The sequence below is a fragment of the Lysobacter sp. KIS68-7 genome, assembly GCF_021284745.1.
Classification (GTDB): Bacteria; Pseudomonadota; Gammaproteobacteria; order Xanthomonadales; family Xanthomonadaceae; genus Noviluteimonas.
This window is the reverse complement of the sequence record NZ_CP089925.1, coordinates 2,684,390-2,706,257: the sequence shown is the minus strand read 5'-3', so window position 1 is coordinate 2,706,257 and position 21,868 is coordinate 2,684,390. Positions and strand designations below refer to the sequence as shown.

The following is a 21,868-nucleotide window of genomic DNA, read 5'->3' as shown; positions in this document are numbered from 1 at the left end:
GTCATTCCGGATCGTAGTCGAGGTTCGATGCCAGCCAGCGTTCGGCCTGTGCGAGCGTGATGCCCTTGCGCTTCGCATAGTCGGCAACCTGCTCGCGCGAGAGGCGACCGACCACGAAATACTGGCTGCGCGGATGGCTGAAGTAATAGCCCGACACCGCCGCCGCCGGATACATCGCAAAACTTTCCGTCAGCCGCACGCCGGCATTGCGTTCGGCATCGAGCATCTGGAACAGCGTCGCCTTCTCGGTGTGTTCCGGGCACGCCGGATACCCGGGGGCAGGGCGGATGCCGACGTACTGTTCGTCGATCAGTGCATCGTTGGCCAGGGCTTCGTCGGGCATGTAGCCCCACAACTCACGACGCACGCGTTGGTGCATGCGTTCGGCCAGCGCTTCGGCCAGGCGATCCGCCAGGGCCTTGAGCAGGATCGCGTTGTAGTCGTCGTGGTCGGCTTCGAAGCGCGCGACGTGTTCCTCGATGCCCAGGCCCGCGGTCACCGCGAAGCCGCCCATCCAGTCCTGCTTCCCGCTGCTTTCGGGCGCGACGAAATCCGCGAGGCAGAAGTCGGGACGATCCACCGGCTTGTCCACCTGCTGGCGCAGGAAGTGGAAGGTGGTCGTGCCATCGACGCGCACGTCGTCGCCCACCGACTGCGCCGGCCACAATCCGACGACCGCCTTCGCCCGCAACCACTTTTCGTCGACGATCTTCTTCAGCATCCCCTGCGCATCGTCGAACAACTCGCGCGCCTGCTTGCCCACGATCGCGTCGTCGAAGATCGCCGGATACTTCCCCGCGAGCTCCCATGTGTTGAAGAACGGCGTCCAGTCGATGAAGGGCACGAGTTCGGCGAGGGCGACGTCGTCGAACACCGTCAGGCCCGGTTGCCGCGGGGCAGGGGGCGTGTAGTCGGCCCAGCCGCCGTCGAAGGCCTGCGCGCGCGCCTTGTCCAGCGACACCAGGCGCTTCGCATCGCCGCGCTGGCGATGACGCTCGCGGATTTCCTTGTAGTCGGCATCGTTGGCCGCGACGAAGGCCTCGCGCAGGTCCACCGACACCAGCGACTGCGCCACGCCCACCGCACGCGAGGCATCCTTCACCCACACCGTGGGCGACTTGTATTGCGGGTCGATCTTCAGCGCCGTATGCGCACGCGAGGTGGTCGCGCCGCCGATCAGCAAGGGCACCACGAAACCCTGCCGCTGCATTTCCGCCGCGACATGGCGCATCTCTTCCAGCGAAGGCGTAATCAAGCCCGACAGCCCGATGATGTCCGCCTGCTCCGCCTTCGCCCGATCCAGGATGGTCTGCGCCGGCACCATCACGCCGAGGTCGATCACCTCGAAGTTGTTGCAGGCCAGCACCACGCCGACGATGTTCTTGCCGATGTCGTGCACGTCGCCCTTGACGGTCGCCATGACGATCTTGCCGTTCGAACGGCCGACGTCGCCGGTGCGCAGTTTTTCCGCTTCGATGTAGGGCAGCAGGTAGGCCACCGCCTTCTTCATCACGCGCGCGGACTTCACCACCTGCGGCAGGAACATCTTGCCGGCGCCGAACAGATCACCCACCACATTCATGCCCGACATCAGCGGGCCCTCGATCACGTCGAGCGGGCGCGTGGCGCGGGCGCGCGCCTGTTCGGTGTCCTCGTCGATGAAGGCATCGATGCCGTGCACCAGCGCGTGCGCGAGGCGATCCTCCACCGGCTTCTCGCGCCAGCGCAGGTCTTCGACTTTCTTCTCGCCCTTCTTGCCCTTGTAGCGGTCGGCGATCTCGAGCAGTCGCTCGGTGGCATCGCTGCGGCGGTTGAGGACGACGTCCTCCACGCGCTCGCGCAGGTCGGCGTCGAGATCGTCGTACAAGGGCAGCGCACCGGCGTTGACGATGCCCATGTCCATGCCCGCCGCGATGGCGTGGTACAGGAACACGACGTGGATCGCCTGGCGCACGGCCTCGTTGCCGCGGAAGGAGAAGGAGACGTTGGAGACGCCGCCGGAAATATGCGAGAGCGGGAAGCGGCGGCGCAGCTCGCGCGCGGCCTCGATGAAGTTGACCGCGTAGTTGTCGTGCTCCTCGATGCCGGTGGCGATCGCGAACACGTTCGGGTCGAAGATGATGTCTTCGGGCGGAAAGCCGATCCGCGTCGTCAGCAGCTCGTAGGCGCGCGAGGAGATCTCGACCTTGCGTTCGATCGTGTCCGCCTGGCCCGCTTCGTCGAAGGCCATCACCACGACCGCCGCGCCGTAGCGCCGCACGAGCCGCGCCTGGCGCAGGAACTCGGCTTCGCCTTCCTTCATCGAGATCGAGTTGACGATGCCCTTGCCCTGCAGGCACTTCAGGCCCGCTTCGATCACCGTCCACTTGGAGCTGTCGACCATCACCGGCACGCGCGCGATGTCCGGCTCGGCGGCGATGAGGTTGATGAAGGTCGTCATCGCCTGCTCGGCGTCGAGCATGCCTTCATCCATGTTGATGTCGATGATCTGCGCGCCGTTTTCCACCTGCTGGCGCGCGACCACCACCGCTTCGTCGTAGCGGCCTTCGAGGATGAGCTTCTTGAACTGCGCCGAGCCGGTGACGTTCGTGCGTTCGCCGACGTTGACGAAGTTGCTCTGCGGCGTGATCTGCAGCGGCTCCAGGCCGCTGAGCCGCGTGTGGCGGGGGAGTGCATTCATCAGGCGGCTTCCGCCTGTGCGTCGAGGAGCGTGGGCCGTTCGCGCGGCGGCAGGTCGCGCACGGCCTCGGCGATGGCGCGGATGTGCTCGGGCGTGGTGCCGCAGCACCCGCCCACGAGGTTGAGCAGCCCGCTCTGCGCGAACTCGCGCAGCGTGCCCGCCATGTCCTCGGGTGTTTCGTCGTAGCCGCCGAAGGCATTGGGCAGGCCCGCGTTCGGATGGGTGCTCACGTACGTGTCGGCGACCTGCGCCAGCACGTCCACGTGCGCGCGCAGGTCCTTCGCGCCGAGCGCGCAGTTCAGGCCGATCGCGATGGGGCGCGCGTGGCGCAGCGAATACCAGAAGGCCTCGGCGGTCTGGCCGGAGAGCGTGCGGCCCGAGGCATCGGTGATCGTGCCGGAGATCATCACGGGCAGGCGCGCACCGGTCTGCTCGAAGACATCTTCGATCGCGAACACCGCGGCCTTGGCGTTGAGCGTGTCGAAGATCGTCTCGACCATCAGCACGTCGGCGCCGCCTTCGATCAGGCCGAGGGTGGATTCGCGATAAGCCTGCGCGAGCTCATCGAAGGTGGTCGCGCGGAAGCCGGGGCGATTCACGTCCGGGCTCAGCGAGGCCGTGCGGCTGGTCGGGCCGAGCACGCCGATGACGAAGCGCGGGTGCGTGGGGTCCTTCGCTTCGGCGGCATCGCAGGCGGCGCGCGCCAACTTGGCCGATTCGAAATTGAGCTCGCGCACCAGGTGCTGCAGGCGGTAGTCGGCGAGCGAAACGGACGTCGAGTTGAAGGTGTTGGTTTCGATCAGGTCCGCGCCGGCGTCCAGGTAGGCGTCGTGGATGGCGCGGATGATGTCCGGGCGCGTGAGCGTCAACAGGTCGTTGTTGCCTTTCTGGTCGTGCGCTTCGCAGCCGCAGCCGGGGCCGTGTGCGTGGTTGTCGGGGGTGAACAGCGCGTCGTAGCCGAAGGCGAAGCGTTCGCCGCGATAGTCGGCTTCCTGCAGGTCGTGGCGTTGGATCATCGTGCCCATCGCGCCGTCGATGATGAGGATGCGCCGGGCGAGCGCGGCCTCGAGCGCGGCCACGCGCGCCGGGTTGCGCCAGGGCAGGACGTCGCTGCTCTCGGGCAGCTTGCGGTTGTCGTTCACGGTTTCACTCCCAGCAGGGAAATCACTTCGAAATGCGGTGGGCGGCGCTCGCGCGTGACGGTGCCGCAGCCGACCACCTGCAGGCCCGCCTTGTCGGCGAACTTGCGCAGGTCCTTTTCGCTGAAGCCGAGGTTGGCGTGGCCATAGGCCTCGACCACGGCGCGGTGTTCGTGGCGCGCCAGGCTCGACAGCAACAATCGACCGCCGCGCTTGAGCACGCGCGCGCCCTCGGCCACGGCCTGCGCGGGCTTGGTCGCGTAGGTCAGCGCGTGCATCAGCACAACCAGGTCGAAGCTGCCGTTGGGAAACGGCAGCGCATGCATGTCGCCCTGGCGGACTTCGACGTTCGGGAAGGGTTTCAGGCGCTCGCTCGCCGCGGCGACCACGCGGGCGCTCGCGTCGATGCAGATGTAGCGGTTGGCATGCGGCGCGAGCAGTTCGGCGAGGACGCCATCGCCCGAGGCGATGTCCAGCACGTCGCCCGGACTCAGCAGCGGCAGCGCCGTGCGCGCCAGCGCTTCCCAGGTGCGGCCCGGCGAGTAATGGCGCTCCATGTCGCCGGCCACCGAGTCGGCCCAGTTCTGGTCGGCCGCGCGCATGGCCAGCACGCCGGGGACGCGTTCGGCGTCCTGGCGGAGCAGGGCGTCGTCGCTGCCGCTGCGCAGGGTCTGCCACAGGGCGCGCTGCGCCGCGTCCAGGGTGTCTTCGTCGAAGCGGTAATAGGCGCTCACGCCGGCGCGGCGGTCGCGGACGAGCCCGGCTTCCTTGAGCTTGGCCAGGTGCGTGGACACGCGCGGCTGGGCCAGGCGCGTGATGGAGGAGAGCTCGGCCACGGTGAGCTCTTCACGCTCCAGCAGGGCGAGCAGCCGCACGCGCGTGGCGTCGGCGAACACCTTCAAGCGGGTCGACCAGCCTTCGAGGTCCATCGGGTGCGGGGCTCCGGGTGGGGCGACATGCGTTCATCTGCCTATCGCGATACAGAGATAAGTCTGTTCCCGCCGCTCACGGGGGTCAAGCGGCGCGTCGTGGCGGCTACAATTCCGCTTCTTCATCCGTACCCGGAGTGCGTCTCGTGGATTTCCGCTTCACCGAAGAGCAGTTGATGATCCAGGACGTCGCGCGACGCATCGCGCGCGAAAAGATCGCCCCCAGCGCCGAGCACTTCGACCGCAGCGGCGAATTCCCCCTCGAGAACATCCGCACCCTGGGCGAAAACGGCCTGATGGGCATCGAGGTGCCGGGCGAATACGGCGGCGCGGGCATGGACCCGGTCAGCTACGTGCTGGCGATGGTCGAGATCGCCGCAGCCGACGCCGCGCACTCCACCATCATGTCGGTCAACAATTCGCTGTTCTGCAACGGCATCCTCACCCACGGCACCGAAGCGCAGAAGCAGACGTACGTGCGCGCGATCGCCGAGGGCAAGGCCATCGGCGCCTTCGCGCTGACCGAACCGCAGTCCGGCTCCGACGCCACCGCCATGCGCTGCCGCGCGGTGAAGCAGGCCGATGGCCGCTACATCATCAACGGCAAGAAGAGCTGGATCACCTCCGGCCCGGTCGCCAAGTACATCGTGCTGTTCGCCATGAGCGAACCGGACAAGGGCGCGCGCGGCATCACCGCCTTCGTGATCGACACCGACAAGGCCGGCTTCCACCGCGGCAAGACCGAGCCCAAGCTCGGCATCCGCGCTTCTGCCACGTGCGAAATCGAATTCACCGACTACGTCGCCGAAGCCGACGAAGTGCTCGGCCAGGAAGGCCACGGTTTCAAGATCGCGATGGGCGTGCTCGACGCCGGCCGCATCGGCATTGCCTCGCAGGCCATCGGCATCGGCCGCGCCGCGTACGAAGCCACGCTGGCCTACGTGCGCGAACGCAAGGCCTTCGGCCAGCCGATCGGCACGTTCCAGATGACGCAGGCCAAGATCGCCGACATGAAATGCAAGCTCGAGGCCGCCACGCTGCTCACGCTGCGCGCGGCCTGGCTCAAGGGCCAGGGCGAGCGTTTCACCAACGAAGCGGCGATCGCCAAGCTCACCGCGTCGGAAGCGGCGATGTGGATCGCCCACCAGGCCGTGCAGATCCACGCCGGCATGGGGTATTCGAAGGAAATGCCGATCGAGCGTTACTTCCGCGACGCGAAGATCACCGAAATCTACGAAGGCACGAGCGAGATCCAACGCCTCGTGATCGCCCGCCACGAAACCGGTCTTCGCTGAGCACACACACTGAAATGAGCACCCGTCCGAAATCGATCAAGGCGGCCCCGAAGAAGGCCGCTCCCCCCGCGAAATCTTCGACGAAAGCCATGACCCATCCTGTCGCGCCGACCCCGGCGCGGTTCGACCTCACCCCGGTCCTCGAGGCCCTGCGCAAGCGCGTGCCGAAGTCGCGCGCCGCGGAGGCCGAGGCCTTCGCGCGCGGCTTCTACCACCGCATGACGCGCGATGAATTCGCCGAACATCCGGCCGATGCCTGGGCCGCGCTGGCCGCCGGCATGCTGGAGTTCTCCGAGACGCGCAAGCCCGGCAAGGCGAACGTGCGCCTGTTCAACACTACGATGAAGGAACACGGTTGGGAATCGCCGCACACCGTGCTGCAGATCCTCAACGACGACATGCCCTTCCTCGTCGACTCGGTGACCATGGCGCTGGCCGACATGGGCATCGGCGTGCACGTGCTCGGCCATCCGGTCGTGCCGCTGGCGCGCGACAAGGCCGGCAAGCTCACCGGCGTGGGCGAGGGCACCAACGAGTCCTACCTGCACGTCGAGATCGACCGCCAGCCGCAGCCCGCGCTGGCGAAGATCGAAGCGCGCATGCGCGCCGTGCTGTCCGACGTGCGCGCGATCGTCGTCGACTGGGAGCAGATGCGAGAGCGCATGCTCGAGGTCGCCGAAGAACTGCCTTCGCACAACATCCCGGTGTCCGACGCGGGCCGCGCCGAAGCGCAGGAATTCCTGCGTTGGGCCGCCGACAACCATTTCACGTTCTTCGGTTACCGCGAATACACGGTCGAGAAGCGTGGCAAGGAAGAATTCCTGATCGCGCACCCGGAATCGGGCCTCGGCCTGCTGCGCAACAAGGAAGCGGGCCCGCCGCGCCCGCTGACCTCGCTGGCCGCGCATTACATGCCGCAGTCCGGTGCGGTCGATGCGCTGATCCTGACCAAGACCAACTCGCGCGCCACCGTGCACCGCCGCGGCTACATGGACTACATCGGCGTGCTCACCTTCGACGCGAAGGGCAAGCCGGTGCGCGAACAGCGCTTCCTCGGCCTGTACACCTCCAGCGCCTACAACCGCCGCCCGTGGGACATCCCGCTGGTGCGCGAGCGCTATGAGCACGTGATGCGCGAATCGGGCCTGCGCCCGGCCAGCCACAGCGGCAAGGCGCTGCGCCACATCATGGAAACGCTGCCGCGCGACGAGTTGTTCCAGTCCAGCGAAGCGGAACTGTTCGACACCGCCTCGGGCATCCTCGGCCTGCAGGAACGCGTGCGCAGCAAGCTGTTCCTGCGCCGCGACCGCTACGGGCGCTTCTTCTCGGTGCTGGTCTACGTGCCGCGCGATCGCCACGACACGCTGATGCGCCATCGCATCGAAGCGATGCTCAAGGACGCGCTGCAGGGCGAGTACGTCGACTCCACCGTGCACATCGGCGAGTCGCCGCTGGCGCAGCTGCACCTGATCGTGCGTCCGCGCGCGGGCGCCAAGGTGGACATCAACGAGGCCGAACTCGAAACGCGCCTGGCGCAGATCGTGCGCGACTGGCAGGACGAACTGTCCGAACAGCTCGCCCGGCGCCACGGTGAAGAAGTGGGCCTGAAGCTCGCGTCGCGCTACGGCCGTGCGCTGCCGATGGGCTACATCGAACAGGTGGGCCCGCAGGTGGCCGCCGCCGACGTCGAACACCTCGCCGCGCTGTCCGGCGCCGACGACCTGCGCCTGTCGCTGTACCGTTCGCACCGCGACGGCGGCCTGCGCTTCAAGTTCTACCGCCTGCACGACGACATCCCGCTGTCCGATGCGCTCCCGATGATGGAGAACATGGGGCTGCGCGTGATCTCCGAGCATCCGTACCGCATCGAGTCCAACGGCGACGTCGCCTACATCCAGGACTTCGAAGTGGAAGCGACGCAGGGCGAGATCGACATCGGCCGCATCGACGAGAACTTCGAAGCCGCCTTCGCCCGCATCTGGCGCGGCGAAGCGGAGAACGACGGCTTCAACCGCCTCGTGCTGATGGCCGGCCTGTCCTGGCGCCAGGTCGCGATGCTGCGTGGCTACTGCAAGTACCTGCTGCAGACCGGCGTGCCGTTCTCGCAGAGCTACGTGGAAGCCACGTTCTCGCGTTATCCGTTGCTGGTCCGCCTGCTGGTCGAACTGTTCGAAGCGCGCTTCGATCCGTGCACCGGCAGCGAGTCCAAGGCGGCGATCAAGCAGGGCATGGAACGCTTCGGCGCCCAGCTGCAGGCGCTGCTGGAAGGCGATGCCGCGGCGCTGGCCGCCGTGACGCCGGTGATCGAAGCCCGCGCGGGCACGCGCGAGCAGCAGATCGAGATCACGCGTTCGACGCTGCTCGGCCTGATGGACCGCGTGTCCAGCCTGGACGACGACCGCATCCTGCGCAGCTTCATCGGCGTCATCGACGCCACGCTGCGCACCAGCTATTACATCCAGTACGAAGGCGGCAAGCGCAAGGACGGCGGCCCCGCCGACTACGTGGCCTTCAAGTTCGATTCGGCGAAGGTCCCCGACCTGCCCAAGCCGCGCCCGTATCGCGAAATCTTCGTGTACGGCCCGCGCGTGGAAGGCGTGCACCTGCGCTTCGGCCCGGTCGCGCGTGGCGGCCTGCGCTGGTCGGATCGCCGCGAAGACTTCCGCACGGAAGTCCTCGGCCTGGTGAAGGCGCAGATGGTGAAGAACACCGTCATCGTGCCGGTCGGCTCGAAGGGCGGCTTCTACTGCAAGCAGTTGCCGGACCCGGCGACGAACCGCGACGCGTGGTTCGCCGAGGGCGTGGCCTGCTACCAGCGCTTCATCAACGGCCTGCTGGACATCACCGACAACCTCTCGCCCGACGGCAAGATCCTGTATCCGCCCAACGTGGTGCGCCACGATGCGGACGATCCGTACCTGGTCGTCGCCGCGGACAAGGGCACGGCGACGTTCTCCGACATCGCCAACGGCATCGCGCGTGCGCACGGCTTCTGGCTCGACGACGCCTTCGCCTCCGGCGGTTCGGTCGGTTACGACCACAAGGGCATGGGCATCACCGCGCGTGGTGCGTGGGAATCGGTCAAGCGCCACTTCCGCGCGCTCGGCCGCGATTGCCAGACGCAGGACTTCACCTGCGTGGGCATCGGCGACATGTCGGGCGACGTGTTCGGCAACGGCATGCTGTTGTCGAAGAAGATCCGCCTGCTGGCGGCCTTCGACCATCGCCACATCTTCCTGGACCCGAATCCGGATGCCGCGAAGACGTTCAAGGAACGCGAGCGCATGTTCAAGCTCCCGCGTTCGAGCTGGGACGACTACGACAAGGCGCTGATCAGCAAGGGTGGCGGCGTGTATCCGCGCAGCGCCAAGTCGATCCCGGTCTCGCCGGAAGTGCGCGCCGCGCTCGGCATCGAATCCGATGCCGCGTCGCTGAGCCCGACCGAACTGATGTCGGCCATCCTCAAATCGCCGGTCGACCTGCTGTGGAACGGCGGCATCGGCACCTACGTCAAGTCTTCGCGCGAAACGCATGCCGACGTGGGCGACCGCGCCAACAACGGCCTGCGCGTGAACGGCGCCGACCTGCGTTGCCGCATGGTGGGCGAGGGCGGCAACCTGGGCCTCACCCAGCTGGGCCGCGTGGAAGCGGCGCAGCACGGCGTGCTGCTCAACACCGACTTCATCGACAACTCGGCGGGCGTGGACACCTCGGACCATGAGGTGAACATCAAGATCCTGCTCAATGGCGAAGTGCAGAAGAAGAAGCTGACGCTGGACGGTCGCAACAAGTTGCTGGCGGAGATGACCGACGAAGTCGGCCACCTGGTGCTCAACGACAACTACCGCCAGAACCAGGCGATCAGCCTGATGGAGCGCATGAGCCTGTCGCGCATGGGCTCCAAGCAGCACTTCATCCGCACGCTGGAATCGCAGGGCCTGCTCGATCGCGGCATCGAATACCTGCCGAGCGACAAGGAAATCGCCGAGCGCAAGGTGCGCGGCCAGGGCCTGACGCGTCCGGAACTCTCGGTGCTGCTGTCGTACTCGAAGATCGTGCTGTTCCAGCAGCTGCTCAACTCCGACGTTCCGGAAGATCCGTACCTGTCGAAGGAACTGGTGCGCTATTTCCCGCAGCCCCTGCAGCAGAAGTATGCGAAGGCGATGGAACAGCACCGCCTGAAGCGCGAGATCATCGCCACCGCGGTGACCAATTCGATGGTCAACCGCATGGGTGCGACCTTCACCATGCGCATGCAGGAAGACAGCGGCCGCTCGCCGAGCGAAGTGGCCAAGGCCTTCACCATCACGCGCGAAACGCTGGACATCCGCGAGTTGTGGGCGCAGATCGACGCGCTCGACGGCAAGGTGGCCGAAGCGGTGCAGATCGATGCCTTGCAGGTGATCTGGACGCTGCAGCGCCAGTTCACGCGCTGGCTGCTCTCGCGCCCGGGCGTGATCCCCGACATCGCGACGGCTGTGGACCACTTCCACAACGGCTTCCGCGACATTCGCGCGGGCGAGCGCATCCTGCCCGACACGCAGCGCCCCGCGTACGAAGCGAGCATCCGCGACTGGAACGCGAAGGGCCTGCCGCCCGCGCTCGCCGACCAGCTCGCCGCGCTGCCGTACCTGGAACCGTGCCCGGACATCATCGAGCTGGCGAAGGAGCGCAAGCTGCGTCCGACCGACGTGGCCAAGGTGCACTTCCGCCTCGGCGATGCCCTGCGCGTGCCGTGGTTGCTGCAGCAGATCGACGCGCTGGCGGTGGAAGGCCGCTGGCATGCGGTCGCTCGCGGTGCCCTGCGTGAAGAACTCGGCGCGCAGCAGCGCATCCTGGTCGCGCAGGTGCTGGCGAAGCCGGGGGCGAACGCCGACGCGAAGGTGAAGCATTGGCTGGAGCGCGACGATGCGTCGCTGCGCTTCACGCTCGCGATGCTCAACGAGCTCTCCGCGCAGAAGTCGCTGGACTATCCGACGGCCTCCGTCGCGGTGCAGCGCTTGTCGCAGCTCGCCTCGCGCGGCTGACGGGAGTAGAGTCCGGCCCGTGGAAGACGGGCCGCGACGCTCTGGAAGCGTCCGCACGCAAAGTGCGGACGTCGGGTTGCGCGCCAGCCTGGATCGCGTGCGGCTCGACCTCGCCCTGCAGGCGGCGAAACTCGTCGTGTGGACCTGGGACATGGCCACGGACGAGTTCGAAATGAGCGAGGCCGACCGTGCCTACGTCGGCCTTGCGCCCGACCACACGCTGGCGGCGCAGACCTTCGCGATGATGCATCCGGACGACGTGGCCCCTTCGATGGAGCGCGTCGAACGCACGCGTCGCGGCGAACACGACGTGCCGATCGAATTCCGCCTCCCCGACGGACGCGGCGGCTGGCGCTGGTGGGTGGGCGAGGCCACGCGCTTCGGCGAAGGCGACCTGCCGTGGATGGTGGGCGTGTGTTACGACGACACCGATCGCCGCGACCAGGAAGAAGCGCTGCGTCGTTCCGAGGAAGCGGCACGCGCGGCGGCGGAAGAGAAGGCCCGTTTCCTCGCCACCATGAGCCATGAGATCCGCACGCCGATGAACGGCGTGATCGGCATGGTCGAACTCCTTTCGCACACGGCGCTCGACGACAAGCAACGCCGCATGCTCGACACCTGCCGCGACTCTGCGCAAGTGCTGCTGGCGCTGCTCAACGACGTGCTCGATTTCTCCAAGATCGAAGCGGGCAAGGTCGAACTCGAAACGCTGCCGCTGTCGCCCGGTCGCATGGTCGAAGACCTGGGCGTGGTGCTCCGCGCGCAGGCGATGGAGCGGGGCATCGACGTGGACGTGGAGGTCGACGAGGCCGTGCCTGCGCTGGTCGAAGGCGACCGCGTGCGCCTGCGCCAGATCCTCGCGAACCTCGGCGGCAACGCGGTGAAGTTCACCGAACGCGGGCGCGTGACGCTGTCCGTGTCGCCGGATCGCCAGGATCCCGCGGACCCGCGCGTGCGTTTGCGCTTCGACGTGGCCGACACCGGCATCGGCATACCGCCGCAGGCGCTGGCCACGTTGTTCGAACCTTTCCGCCAGGCCGATGCCTCCACGACGCGCCGCTTCGGCGGAACGGGCCTGGGCCTGAGCATCGTGCGCCACCTCGTCGATCTCATGGACGGCACGCTGGAATGCGAAAGCCGCGAAGGGGAGGGCTCGCGCTTCCGCGTGTCGCTACCGTTCGTGCGTGCGTCCGCCGATGCCATCGTGGCCGAACGCGCGCGTGCGCAGGCACCGCGCATCGCGCACGTGGCGGGCACGCATCCGGCCTTGTCGATCGAAGACGCGGCGCGCTCCGGCCGCCTCGTGTTGCTCGCCGACGACAACGCGACCAATCGCGAAGTCATCACCCAGCAACTCGAACGCCTCGGTTACGCCTGCGAAGCGGTGGAGGACGGTGAAGCGGCATGGACGCGCATCGTTGAACAACGCACGCGCTACGCATTGCTGCTCACCGACGTGCAGATGCCGAAGCTCGATGGCCTCGCCCTGGCCGCGCGCATCCGTGAACACGAACGCACCGCGCACCTGCCGCCGCTGTCCATCGTGGCCATCACCGCGGGCGCGACGTCGGGCGATGGCGAGCGCTGCCTCGCCGCGGGCATGGATGCCTTCCTCGCCAAGCCCGTGCAACTGGAGCCGCTGCGCGACGCCATCGCGCGTGCGCTGCCGCCGATCCAGGGCTTCGACGCGCTCTCGCGCATCGTCCACGACGACCGCGACAAGCTGCGCCGCATCCTCGCCGCCTTCGCCACCGACACGCGCCAGGACCTCGAACGCTGGCGCCTGGCGCGCGCGCCCCTGGACCGCGCGACGCTCGGGATGCTCGCCCATCGCCTGCGCTCGGCCTGCCTGACCCTGGGCGCCGACGAGGCCGCGCAACTGCTGGATGCCATCGAACACGAGGTGACCGACCCCTCCGTCGCCGACGCCGCCTTCGGCGCCACGGCCGACCGCGCGGGCGCGCGCGTGGCCGCGTTGCTGGCCGACATCGAACGTGCGCTGGGCGGGTTATCCTCGCCCGCATGACCGACACGCCCCGTCTCGCCTTCCTGGCCAGCCCCGCCGACGAAGCGCAGCGCGCACTCGCGGCGCTCGTTGCGCTGCACGGCCAACACGAACCGCAGGAGGCCGATGTCCTCGTCGCCCTCGGCGGGGACGGCTTCATGCTGCAGACGCTGCATCGGCACGGCGGCCTCGGCAAGCCCGTGTTCGGTATGAAGCTCGGCACGGTCGGTTTCCTGATGAACCACCACCGCGACGATCCGGCCAGCTTCGATTCGATCTTCGCGCGCATCGCCGCGGCCGAACCCGCCGTGCTGCGACCGCTCGAAATGGTGGCGCAGACCGAGAGCGGCGCAAGCGTGGGCTCGCTCGCCTACAACGAGGTTTCGCTGCTGCGACAAACGCGCCAGGCCGCGCACCTGGCCATCGAGCTCAACGGCAAGCCGCGCCTGGACGAATTGATCTGCGACGGCGTCCTGGTCGCCACGCCCGCGGGCAGCACCGCCTACAACTATTCCGCGCACGGGCCGATCCTGCCGCTCGGCTCGCGCATCATCGCGCTCACCCCGCTGGCTCCCTTCCGTCCGCGGCGCTGGCGCGGCGCGCTGCTCAGGGCGGACACCGAGGTGCGCGTGCGCGTGCTCGATCCCTACAAGCGACCGGTGAGCGTGACCGCCGATTCGCATGAAGTGCGCGATGTCGTCGAAGTGACCATCCGCGAGTCGAGCGAACGCACCGTGACCTTGCTGTTCGATCCGGAACACAACCTCGAAGAGCGCATGCTCAGCGAACAGTTCATGGTGTGACATGGACGAAGCCGACGCTCCCGCACCGCCGCTGACCGTCGCGATCACCTCGCGTGCGCTGTTCGACCTCGAGCACAGCCACGCGCTGTACGAACGCGAAGGCGTGGAGGCCTACCAGGCGCACCAGCGCGCGCACGAAGATGCGCCGCTCGCGCCGGGCATCGCCTTCCCGCTGGTACGCAAGCTGCTCGCATTGAACGTGGGCACGCCGGCCGATGCGCCGCGCGTGGAAGTCATCCTGCTGTCGCGCAATTCGTCCGACACCGGGCTGCGCATCTTCAACTCGATCCACCACCACCAGCTGGCGATCTCGCGCGCGACCTTCACCTCGGGCGCGCCGACCTGGCCCTACATCCGGCCCTTCGGCGCGCACCTGTTCCTGTCGGCGAACCCCGAATCGGTGCGGCGCGCGCTCGAACACGGCGTGGCTGCGGCGACGATCCTGCCTGCGCGTGCCGCGCAGACCTCGCACGATCAGTTGCGCATCGCCTTCGACGGCGACGCCGTGATCTTCGGCGACGAATCCGAGCGCGTGTCGCAGGAGCAGGGCCTGGCTGCCTTCCACGACCACGAGACCACGCGCGCGCGCGAACCGCTCTCGGGCGGCCCGTTCCGCGGTTTCCTCGATGCCTTGCATCGCCTGCAGGCCGCGTTCCCCGTGGGCGAGAACGCGCCGATCCGCACCGCGCTGGTCACCGCGCGCAGCGCGCCGGCGCACGAGCGCGTCATCCGCACGCTGCGCGAATGGGACGTGCGCCTGGACGAGGCGCTCTTCCTCGGCGGCCGCGACAAGGGCCCGTTCCTGGAAACCTTCGGCGCCGACATCTTCTTCGACGACTCCTCGCGCAACATCGATTCCGCCCGCCGCCACGTCGCCGCCGGGCACGTGCCGCACGGCGTGTCCAACGAAGCCTGAGGCCGGGCCCCGCGTTGCCGGGTCGGCCCGGGGCCTTGCGCCGCCGGCCTGCGGGGGTGCTACGCTCGGCGCGGGATACCCACTGCACGCCAATCGGGGGAGAGGCATGCGGCACTTGGGCTGGGGGGTGGTCGTGGCTTGCCTGCTGTCGCTCCCGTCCTTCGCGGCGGGCGCGAGCCTGCTGGTGCAAGTCACCGACCAGAACGGGCAACCGGTCGCCGACGCGGTCGTCACCGTCGTGCCGCCTGCGCCGTGGAGCGGTGCAGCGAACCTGCGCAGTACGTCGCGCACGATCGACCAGAAGCAACTCACCTTCATGCCCTACGTCGAGGTGTTCCGCCCCGGCGACAGCGTCGTGTTCCGCAATAGCGACAGCACGCGCCACCACGTGTATTCGTTCTCGCCGGCGAAGGCCTTCGAGTTCGTCGTCGCGCCCGGCGAAAGCGCGGCGCCGCTGGTGCTCGACAAGACCGGCGTCGTCGCGGTGGGCTGCAACATCCACGACGGCATGATCAGTTATCTCTACATCACCGATGCGCCGTACTACGCGCGCACCGATGCGCGCGGCCGCGTGTCCTTCGATGCGCTGCCGCCGGGCCGTTACGACGTGCGCGTGTGGCAACCGCGCTTGCCGCCCGGTCGGCCCGACCTGCGCGAACGGGCCCTGGTGATTGCAGCGGGCGAGTCGAAGACGCTCGCCTTCCCGATCACACTGCGGCCCGATCCGCGCCAGCAGTTCGATCGCGAGCACACGCACTACTGATGCCCGCATGAATTTCCGCCTCCGCCTCGCCTCCTTCTTCGTCGCCGCCCTGGTGCTGGTGCAGGGGCTGACGGCGGTGATGGTGTATCGCGTGACGCGGCATGCACTGATCGGCGAAGGGCAACGGCAACTGGACGTGGCGGTGCGCGGGTTCGCGCGCCAGCTCGACGATTTGTCCACGCGCGTGGCCGGAAGCGTGCAGGTGCTGGCGCTCGACTACGCGTTGCGTTCGGCCATCGCGCAACACGACCAGGCCACCTTGTTGTCCGCGCTTCGCAACCACGGCCGCCGTGTCGGGGCCACGCGCATGTTGCTGGTGGACGTCGACGGGCGGGTGGAAGCCGACACGGCCGGGCGCTTCCGTGCGGGCGCGGCCTTCCCGTTCGACGACCTGGTCGCGCGCGCCTACGAACAACCCGCCTCCGCGATCGCGGCCTGGGATGGCCGTGCATTCTGGGTGGTCGTGGTGCCGGTGTCGGCACCGGACCTGGTCGGCTTCATCGCCGCGGCGATCCCCGTCGACGATCGCCTGCTCACGCGCTTGCAGGAACAGTCCGCGCTGCCCAAGCGCATCGAACTTGCCACGCTGTCGGCCGACGGCCAGTGGCGCATCCTCGCGCAGGGCGCGAGCGAGGCGCTGACGGACGATCGCGTGCAGCTCGCGCCGGCGCTGGCGGTGGGACACGGCACGCGCTTGCCCGCGGAACCCGCGTTGCTTGAAGTCGACGGTCGCGAATACGTGGCGCAGGCGGTCGATCTCTCGCGTTCGCGCCAGAGCGCGCCGGTCGCGGCGGTGCTCGGATACTCGGTGGATGCGGCCTTGCAGCCGTATCGCGCCGTCGGCGCAGCGTGGGCCGCGTTGCTCGGACTCGGCCTGCTCGCGGGCCTGTTCGGCGCATGGTTCATCGCGCGCAGCGTTTCGCGCCCGGTGGAAGCGCTCGCCGATGCGGCCCGCCGCATCGCCGAGGGCGACGACGCAGTGCCCCCGATGCGCGAACGGCGCGACGAAATCGGACAACTGGCCGGCGCGTTCTCCCACATGGTGCATGCGCTGCGCGAACGCGAAGCGCGCATCCGCCACCAGGCCGGGCACGACCTCGTCACCGGCTTGCCGAACCGCATGGCGGCCGAGGCCTCGCTGCAGCAGGCATTGGAAGTCGACGCGTCCGCGCGCGCCGCGCTGCTGATGATCGGCCTGGCGCGGCTGCCGGAGATCATCAACACGATGGGCCACGTGGTCAGCGATCGGCTGATGCGCGATGCCGCCGCGCGGCTGGCGCCGATCGCGGGCGACGGGTTCATCGCGCGCGCCACCGACGACGAGTTCTCCGTGTTCCTGCCTTCGGCCACGCGCAGCGAAGCGGTGCGCATGGCGCTGCGTTTCGTGGAAGCCTTGTCGGAGCCGTATCGCGAAGCGGAGTTCACGCTCGACCTCGCACCCGCCGTCGGCATCGCGCTGTCGCCGATGCATGGCGCGGAAGCGAGTGCGCTGTTGCGTCGCGCGGAGGTCGCGTTGATCGGCGCGATCGGCACCGAAGAACCGGTGGCCGTCTACGACGCCGCCACCGACCCGCACCGACCCGAACGCCTGTCCTTGATGGGCGACCTGCGCCACGCGCTGGAGAAGGGTGCGGACGCGAGTGGCCTGGAACTCGTCTACCAACCCAAGCTGCATCTCCCCAGCGGTCGCATCGACGGCGCGGAAGGCCTGCTGCGCTGGCGCCATCCCGTCGCCGGCCCGCTCGCGCCCGAAGCCTTCATCGCGCTGGCCGAGGAAACCGGCAACATCCGCCGCCTCACGCGCTGGGTGCTCGGTGCCGGCATCGAACAGGCCGCGCGCTGGCAGGCGATGGGGCAGGACCTGCGCATTGCAATGAACGTCTCCGCGCGCGACCTCGACGACGTGGAGCTGCCCCGCCGCGTCGCCGGGGAACTCGCGGCGCATGGTGTGTCGCCCAAGCGCATCGTGCTGGAGATCACCGAGAGCGCGATCATGGGCAAGCCCGACACCGCGATCTCGGTGCTGCGCCGCCTGGCGGAGCAGGGCATCGAACTGGCGATCGACGACTTCGGCGTGGGCCAGTCCTCGTTCGCCTACCTGCGGCGCCTGCCGGTGCGCGAACTCAAGATCGACCGCACGTTCATCGCGCACCTGGCCGACTCGCGCGAAGACCGCGCGATCGTGCGTTCGCTCATCGACCTCGGCCACCACCTCGGCTATCGCGTGACGGCCGAAGGCGTGGAGGATGCGCGTGCGATGGAGATCCTGCACGAACTGGGCTGCGACCACGCGCAGGGGTACCACGTGGCGCGTCCGCTCTCGGCCGATGCCTTCCTCGCCTTCGCGACAAGCCACCGCGTGGCCGCGGGGGTGGACGCTTGATGCGCACGCCGCTCGCGTGTGCCTGCCTCCTGCTGGCCAGCGTGGCTGCGCAGGCACAGTCGTTCGAAGTGCGTGGATTCCTCGAAGCGCGTGCGGCATCCGGTGCGGACGAAACGGCGTGGCGCGAGGGCGGCCTCGGCAAAACGCGCTTCGGCGATGGCGATTCCGACCTCGGCGGCAATGCCGCGATCGCCGTCGACTGGCAGGCGACGCCGACGCTGCTGCTGTCCGCGTCCGCGCAGGCCGTCCCCGACCAACGCCAGAACGTGGATCTGCTCGATGCCTGGGTGCGCTACCGGCCCGTGTCGACGACGCCGTGGCGCGCCTCCTTCACCGCCGGCATGTTCTTCGCACCGATCTCGATGGAAAACGACGGCGTCGGCTGGACGAGTGCATGGACGATCACGCCCTCGGCCATCGACAGCTGGGTCGGCGAGGAGCTGCGCACGTTCGGCGGCGAAGCGCGTATCGAACATCGCGGCGACAACGCGACGTGGGACGTCCGGGCGGCGTTGTTCACGCGCAACGATCCGGCGGGCGAGTTGCTCTCCTCGCGCGGCTGGGCGATGGGCGATCTCACCTCGGGCCTGGAGACCTCGCTGCGCGAGCCCGATGCCTACGCTGCGATGTTGGGCGCGCCGGTGCCGATGCTGTTCAAGCCCTTCGTGGAAATCGACGACGCGCTCGGGGTCTATGTCGCGGTCGGGCGCGAATCGAGCGCGGGGCGCGCCCGCCTGCTGTATTACGACAATCGCACCGATGCCAGCCTCGACACCGACTACGCGGGGCGCGACGTATATGGCTGGCACACCCGCTTCTGGAGCGGCGGCCTGACGCATCGCTTCGACGAATGGGAAGTCGCGGCGCAGGCCATGTCCGGCACGACGACCATTGCGCCGGGCGGGATGGAATTCGATACCGAGTTCAACGCGGGCTACGTGTTGCTCGCACGCACCTTCGAAGCGTGGCAGCCCGTGCTGCGCATCGACCTGTTCCAGACCGCCGATTCCCTCAGGGAACACGGCAACGCGCTGACCGCGGCACTCAATTGGCGGCCCCGCGACCACGTGCGCGTGATCGGTGAGGTGCTGCGCATCGACAGTTCCTCGGAGCAGCGCGTGTTCGCAGGGCTCCCGTCGAAGCAGATCGACACGCAGGTGCAGGTGGCAGTGCGCTGGTACTTCTAGCGCGGCGCGGGTTCGTCGTGCAGCGGCAGGCGGATGTCGGCCAGGCGCCAGCGCAATCCGGTACGACGCAGCACGAACACGATCGGCTTGCCATGCTCGTCATGGATGGTCGCGGTGAAGCGCGAAGCGGATTCGTAACGCATCACGGCATCGTGCAGCGGTTCGGGCGGCGTGGCCTGCGGGGTCGGATTGCCCTGCGCGTCGACCGGTGGGCGCGAGAAGCTCTCGCCCGCGTTGCGCCACAAGCGACGGCCTTCCATCACCGCGGACAAGCCCGTCGGGTTCACCATGCCGTCGACGACGCCGTTCACCACACCGGTGGCCATCGTCAGCGCCACCGCACCGAAGGCATTGGCCTGCACGTCGGGCCCCGCGTTGCGCACGATTTCGTCGATCAGCTGCGCTTTCAGGCTCGCGCGCAGGGCAGGGAAGTCGACCTGTTCGGCGAGTTCGCCCGTGTCCTGCGCCTGCACGGCATGGCGGATCGCGCGGATGGTCATGTAGGGACCGGCGGCGACGTAGGCGCCGAGCGCCAGGAGCAGCACGACGACGAGGGCGATCCAAGTCTTCCACTGGCGCGGCTGCATCGTCAGAACTCCAGGTCGAGGGCGGCGCACAGGTAATCGACGAAGGGCGCGAGTGCGGCGAGGTCGGTGGCGAGGGTCTGGCGCAGGCGCGGGCCGGTCATGGTCGCATCGTCGATCGCGCGCTCGGCGACGAAGTTGCGGCGGCGCAGGTCGTCGAGGTAAGGGAAGTCGTCCGGATAGCCCTTCGGCACGCGCACCAGCATCTCGCTGTCGTCGAGTTCGAAACGCTTGCGGAACGCCGGCGCATGCGCCGCCGCCTTCCAGCCACTCGGGTTGTCGACGATGAACTGGCGCACGCGGCGCTGCACCTCGGGCGGCGAATGCCACAGGCCCGCGGCGATGAAGCAGTTGCCCGGCTGCAGCTGCACGTAGAACAACGGCGCTTCCAGCTGCCGCCCGCGCGCATGCAGCAGGCGCGCGCCCTGCCAGGTCTTGTACGGCGTCTTGTCGTTGGCGAAGCGCGTGTCGCGGTGGATGCGGAACAGCGAACCGCCGACGGGCTTCGGATCGGAGCGGTAGTGCTCGCTGATCTCCGCGACGATCGGCTGCAGATCGGTGAGCAGGCGCTGGAAGGGCGCGCGCACGTGTTCGTCGTACTCGGCCTTGTGGTCGTTGAACCACGTGCGCTCGTTGTGGCGCGCCAGGCTGCGCATGAACTTGAAGCTCTTGTCGGTGAAGTACGTGCTCATCGCAGCATGCTCATTCCAGTTCGGCCGCGCGTTGCCGGCCCCAGTCCTCCAGCGCATCGAGGAGGGCGAGTTTCGCACCATGCTCTGTGTGCACGGCGCGCAGGGCGTCGATTTCGGCGAAGTAGGTGTCGAAGCTGTATTCCGACAGGCCGGCATCGCGCGCCAGGCGGCTGCGGCGGTAGTCGTCCCAGCGGGCGCGTTCCCCGGCGTCGAGCGAGTCCGGCCAGTTGCGGGCGCGGTAGCGGAACAGCAGTTCGGGCAGGCGCGCGTCGCGGAACGCGAAATCGTGCGTCCCCAGCATCGACGGGGGGAGCGAACGCACGGTGGAGAACTTGCGCTTGTCGCCCTCGTCGAGGAAGCCGTCGTAGATGGCACCATCCGGATCGCTCGGCGCGTGGTCGCGCGAGGTTGCGGCGAACACCTGCCGCACTTTCTCCGCGAGTGCAGGGCCCGCATCGCGCAGGCGTTGCGCATGGCCTTCGGCGCGGGCGCGATCGATGCCCAGGCGTGCGAAGTCCGGTTCGCGCAGATGATCCCAGGCGACGATCGACGGACAGCGATTGGTGTGGATCTCCTTCAGCGCGACGCGCACCGCGCCTTCGGGCAGGTCGGCGGTCGGCGTGTAGAGATGATCGGCGATCGCTTCGGGCGACAAGGTCAGCAGCGCTTCGGGATCCTGCTCCAGGTCGAAGACGAGCATGCGGCTGTCGATGCGGGGATGCCGCGCGATCGGCAACGCGGGCGCGCTGCACAGGCGGCTCGCGGGATAGCGCTGCGAGACGTGCAGCACCGGGATCATGCGCACCGGGTCGAGCATCTGCGCAACGAAACGCTTGTCGCGCAGGCGCAGCGCGTAGTCCCACAGGCGCGGTTGCGCAGCGCGCAGCTTGCGCGCCAAACCGAGCAAGGCACGCACGTCGGAGAGCGCTTCATGCGCATCGCCTTCGCGCACGCCGTTTGCGGCGGCGAGGTGTTCGAGGCGGAAGGACGCGACACCGTCATCGCGCAGCGGCCATTCGATCCCCTCCGGCCGCAGCGCGTGCGCCAGGCGCAGCACGTCCAGCAGGTCCCAGCGCGAGTTGCCGTTCTTCCACTCGCGCTCGTAGGGATCGTGGAAATTGCGGAAGAAACCGCAGCGCATGAACTCGTCGTCGAAGCGCAGCGAGTTGTAGCCAAGCGTGCAGGTCTCCGGCCGCGCCATCTCCTCGAAGATGCGCGAGAAGGCCTTGGCTTCGTTCATGCCTTCGCGCAGCGCGTGCTGCGGCGTGATGCCGGTGACCAGCGTGGCGCCGGGCGAGGGCAGCAGGTCGTCGGCGGGCTTGACGAAGACACTGATCGCCTCGTCGAGCACGTTGAGGTCGGCGTCCGTGCGCATCGCGGCGAACTGCGCGATGCGTGTCCTGCGCGGATCCGCGCCGAAGGTTTCCAGGTCGTAGAAGAGGAAGCTGGCCGGCATGGACGCGGG

At 68.3% G+C, this 21,868-nt stretch carries 14 protein-coding genes; 8 read left to right on the top strand and 6 right to left on the bottom strand.

Features of this window, described 5'->3' with window-relative positions:
* Position 1: 1 nt before the first annotated feature.
* The 3 genes from metH to LVB87_RS13105 are packed head-to-tail and all read right to left on the bottom strand — an operon-like array spanning position 2 to position 4,748.
* Entirely contained in the window at positions 2 to 2,680 is a 2,679-nt protein-coding gene (metH, locus tag LVB87_RS13115; RefSeq protein ID WP_232898402.1) for a methionine synthase, read from the bottom strand.
* The gene (locus LVB87_RS13110; protein ID WP_232898401.1) at positions 2,680 to 3,822 is read right to left on the bottom strand and encodes a homocysteine S-methyltransferase family protein; all 1,143 of its coding nucleotides are present in this window, start codon (positions 3,820 to 3,822) and stop codon (positions 2,680 to 2,682) included. The genes metH and LVB87_RS13110 overlap by 1 nt, the downstream gene beginning before the upstream one ends.
* The gene (locus tag LVB87_RS13105; protein WP_232898400.1) at positions 3,819 to 4,748 is read right to left on the bottom strand and encodes a metalloregulator ArsR/SmtB family transcription factor; all 930 of its coding nucleotides are present in this window, start codon (positions 4,746 to 4,748) and stop codon (positions 3,819 to 3,821) included. Before LVB87_RS13105 ends, LVB87_RS13110 begins: the two co-directional genes overlap by 4 nt.
* A 146-nt stretch (positions 4,749 to 4,894) precedes the next feature.
* On the opposite strand from LVB87_RS13105, the gene LVB87_RS13100 reads away from it, so the two are divergent.
* The 8 genes from LVB87_RS13100 to LVB87_RS13065 all read left to right on the top strand — a co-directional run bounded on the left by LVB87_RS13100 (position 4,895) and on the right by LVB87_RS13065 (position 19,127).
* Positions 4,895 to 6,043 (top strand): acyl-CoA dehydrogenase family protein, encoded by a 1,149-nt coding sequence (locus LVB87_RS13100; protein ID WP_232898399.1) that lies wholly within the window; start codon positions 4,895 to 4,897, stop codon positions 6,041 to 6,043.
* A gap of 89 nt (positions 6,044 to 6,132) precedes the next feature.
* The gene (locus LVB87_RS13095) at positions 6,133 to 11,070 is read left to right on the top strand and encodes an NAD-glutamate dehydrogenase domain-containing protein (RefSeq protein WP_343223396.1); all 4,938 of its coding nucleotides are present in this window, start codon (positions 6,133 to 6,135) and stop codon (positions 11,068 to 11,070) included.
* A 76-nt stretch (positions 11,071 to 11,146) separates the two neighbouring features.
* Positions 11,147 to 13,096 (top strand): ATP-binding protein, encoded by a 1,950-nt coding sequence (locus LVB87_RS13090; RefSeq protein ID WP_232898397.1) that lies wholly within the window; start codon positions 11,147 to 11,149, stop codon positions 13,094 to 13,096.
* A complete protein-coding gene (locus LVB87_RS13085; RefSeq protein ID WP_232898396.1) occupies positions 13,093 to 13,878 on the top strand; it encodes an NAD kinase in 786 nt (261 codons plus the stop codon). The genes LVB87_RS13090 and LVB87_RS13085 overlap by 4 nt, the downstream gene beginning before the upstream one ends.
* A gap of 1 nt (position 13,879) precedes the next feature.
* On the top strand, positions 13,880 to 14,794 hold the full coding sequence (locus LVB87_RS13080; RefSeq protein WP_232898395.1) for a 5'-nucleotidase: 915 nt from the start codon (positions 13,880 to 13,882) through the stop codon (positions 14,792 to 14,794).
* 106 nt (positions 14,795 to 14,900) lie between these two features.
* Positions 14,901 to 15,557, top strand: coding sequence for a carboxypeptidase regulatory-like domain-containing protein (locus tag LVB87_RS13075; protein WP_232898394.1), 657 nt, complete (start codon positions 14,901 to 14,903; stop codon positions 15,555 to 15,557).
* 7 nt (positions 15,558 to 15,564) lie between these two features.
* Positions 15,565 to 17,940: an EAL domain-containing protein gene (locus LVB87_RS13070; RefSeq protein ID WP_232898393.1), complete on the top strand. Its 2,376-nt coding sequence runs from the start codon at positions 15,565 to 15,567 to the stop codon at positions 17,938 to 17,940.
* Complete coding sequence (locus tag LVB87_RS13065) at positions 17,940 to 19,127, top strand: hypothetical protein (protein WP_232898392.1); 1,188 nt, start codon at positions 17,940 to 17,942, stop codon at positions 19,125 to 19,127. The genes LVB87_RS13070 and LVB87_RS13065 overlap by 1 nt, the downstream gene beginning before the upstream one ends.
* On the opposite strand, the gene LVB87_RS13060 is transcribed toward LVB87_RS13065, so the two are convergent.
* The 3 genes from LVB87_RS13060 to sbcB are packed head-to-tail and all read right to left on the bottom strand — an operon-like array spanning position 19,124 to position 21,859.
* Positions 19,124 to 19,714, bottom strand: coding sequence for a DUF2939 domain-containing protein (locus LVB87_RS13060; protein WP_232898391.1), 591 nt, complete (start codon positions 19,712 to 19,714; stop codon positions 19,124 to 19,126). The two genes, LVB87_RS13065 and LVB87_RS13060, sit on opposite strands and share 4 nt — an antisense overlap.
* A 2-nt stretch (positions 19,715 to 19,716) precedes the next feature.
* On the bottom strand, positions 19,717 to 20,403 hold the full coding sequence (locus LVB87_RS13055) for a DUF2461 domain-containing protein (protein WP_232898390.1): 687 nt from the start codon (positions 20,401 to 20,403) through the stop codon (positions 19,717 to 19,719).
* A gap of 10 nt (positions 20,404 to 20,413) precedes the next feature.
* Positions 20,414 to 21,859, bottom strand: a complete 1,446-nt coding sequence (gene sbcB, locus LVB87_RS13050) for an exodeoxyribonuclease I (RefSeq protein WP_232898389.1) — start codon at positions 21,857 to 21,859, stop codon at positions 20,414 to 20,416.
* Between the last annotated feature and the right edge of the window lie 9 nt (positions 21,860 to 21,868).

Bases quoted from the DNA above. Each gene is read 5' to 3' on its own strand.
- metH (WP_232898402.1), bottom strand. From the start codon at position 2,680: ATGAATGCACTCCCCCGCCACACGCGGCTCAGCGGCCTGGAGCCGCTG.
- LVB87_RS13105 (WP_232898400.1), bottom strand. From the start codon at position 4,748: ATGGACCTCGAAGGCTGGTCGACCCGCTTGAAGGTGTTCGCCGACGCC.
- LVB87_RS13095 (WP_343223396.1), top strand. From the start codon at position 6,133: ATGACCCATCCTGTCGCGCCGACCCCGGCGCGGTTCGACCTCACCCCG.
- LVB87_RS13085 (WP_232898396.1), top strand. From the start codon at position 13,093: ATGACCGACACGCCCCGTCTCGCCTTCCTGGCCAGCCCCGCCGACGAA.
- LVB87_RS13080 (WP_232898395.1), top strand. From the start codon at position 13,880: ATGGACGAAGCCGACGCTCCCGCACCGCCGCTGACCGTCGCGATCACC.
- LVB87_RS13075 (WP_232898394.1), top strand. From the start codon at position 14,901: ATGCGGCACTTGGGCTGGGGGGTGGTCGTGGCTTGCCTGCTGTCGCTC.
- LVB87_RS13070 (WP_232898393.1), top strand. From the start codon at position 15,565: ATGAATTTCCGCCTCCGCCTCGCCTCCTTCTTCGTCGCCGCCCTGGTG.
- LVB87_RS13065 (WP_232898392.1), top strand. From the start codon at position 17,940: ATGCGCACGCCGCTCGCGTGTGCCTGCCTCCTGCTGGCCAGCGTGGCT.
- LVB87_RS13060 (WP_232898391.1), bottom strand. From the start codon at position 19,714: ATGCAGCCGCGCCAGTGGAAGACTTGGATCGCCCTCGTCGTCGTGCTG.
- LVB87_RS13055 (WP_232898390.1), bottom strand. From the start codon at position 20,403: ATGAGCACGTACTTCACCGACAAGAGCTTCAAGTTCATGCGCAGCCTG.
- sbcB (WP_232898389.1), bottom strand. From the start codon at position 21,859: ATGCCGGCCAGCTTCCTCTTCTACGACCTGGAAACCTTCGGCGCGGAT.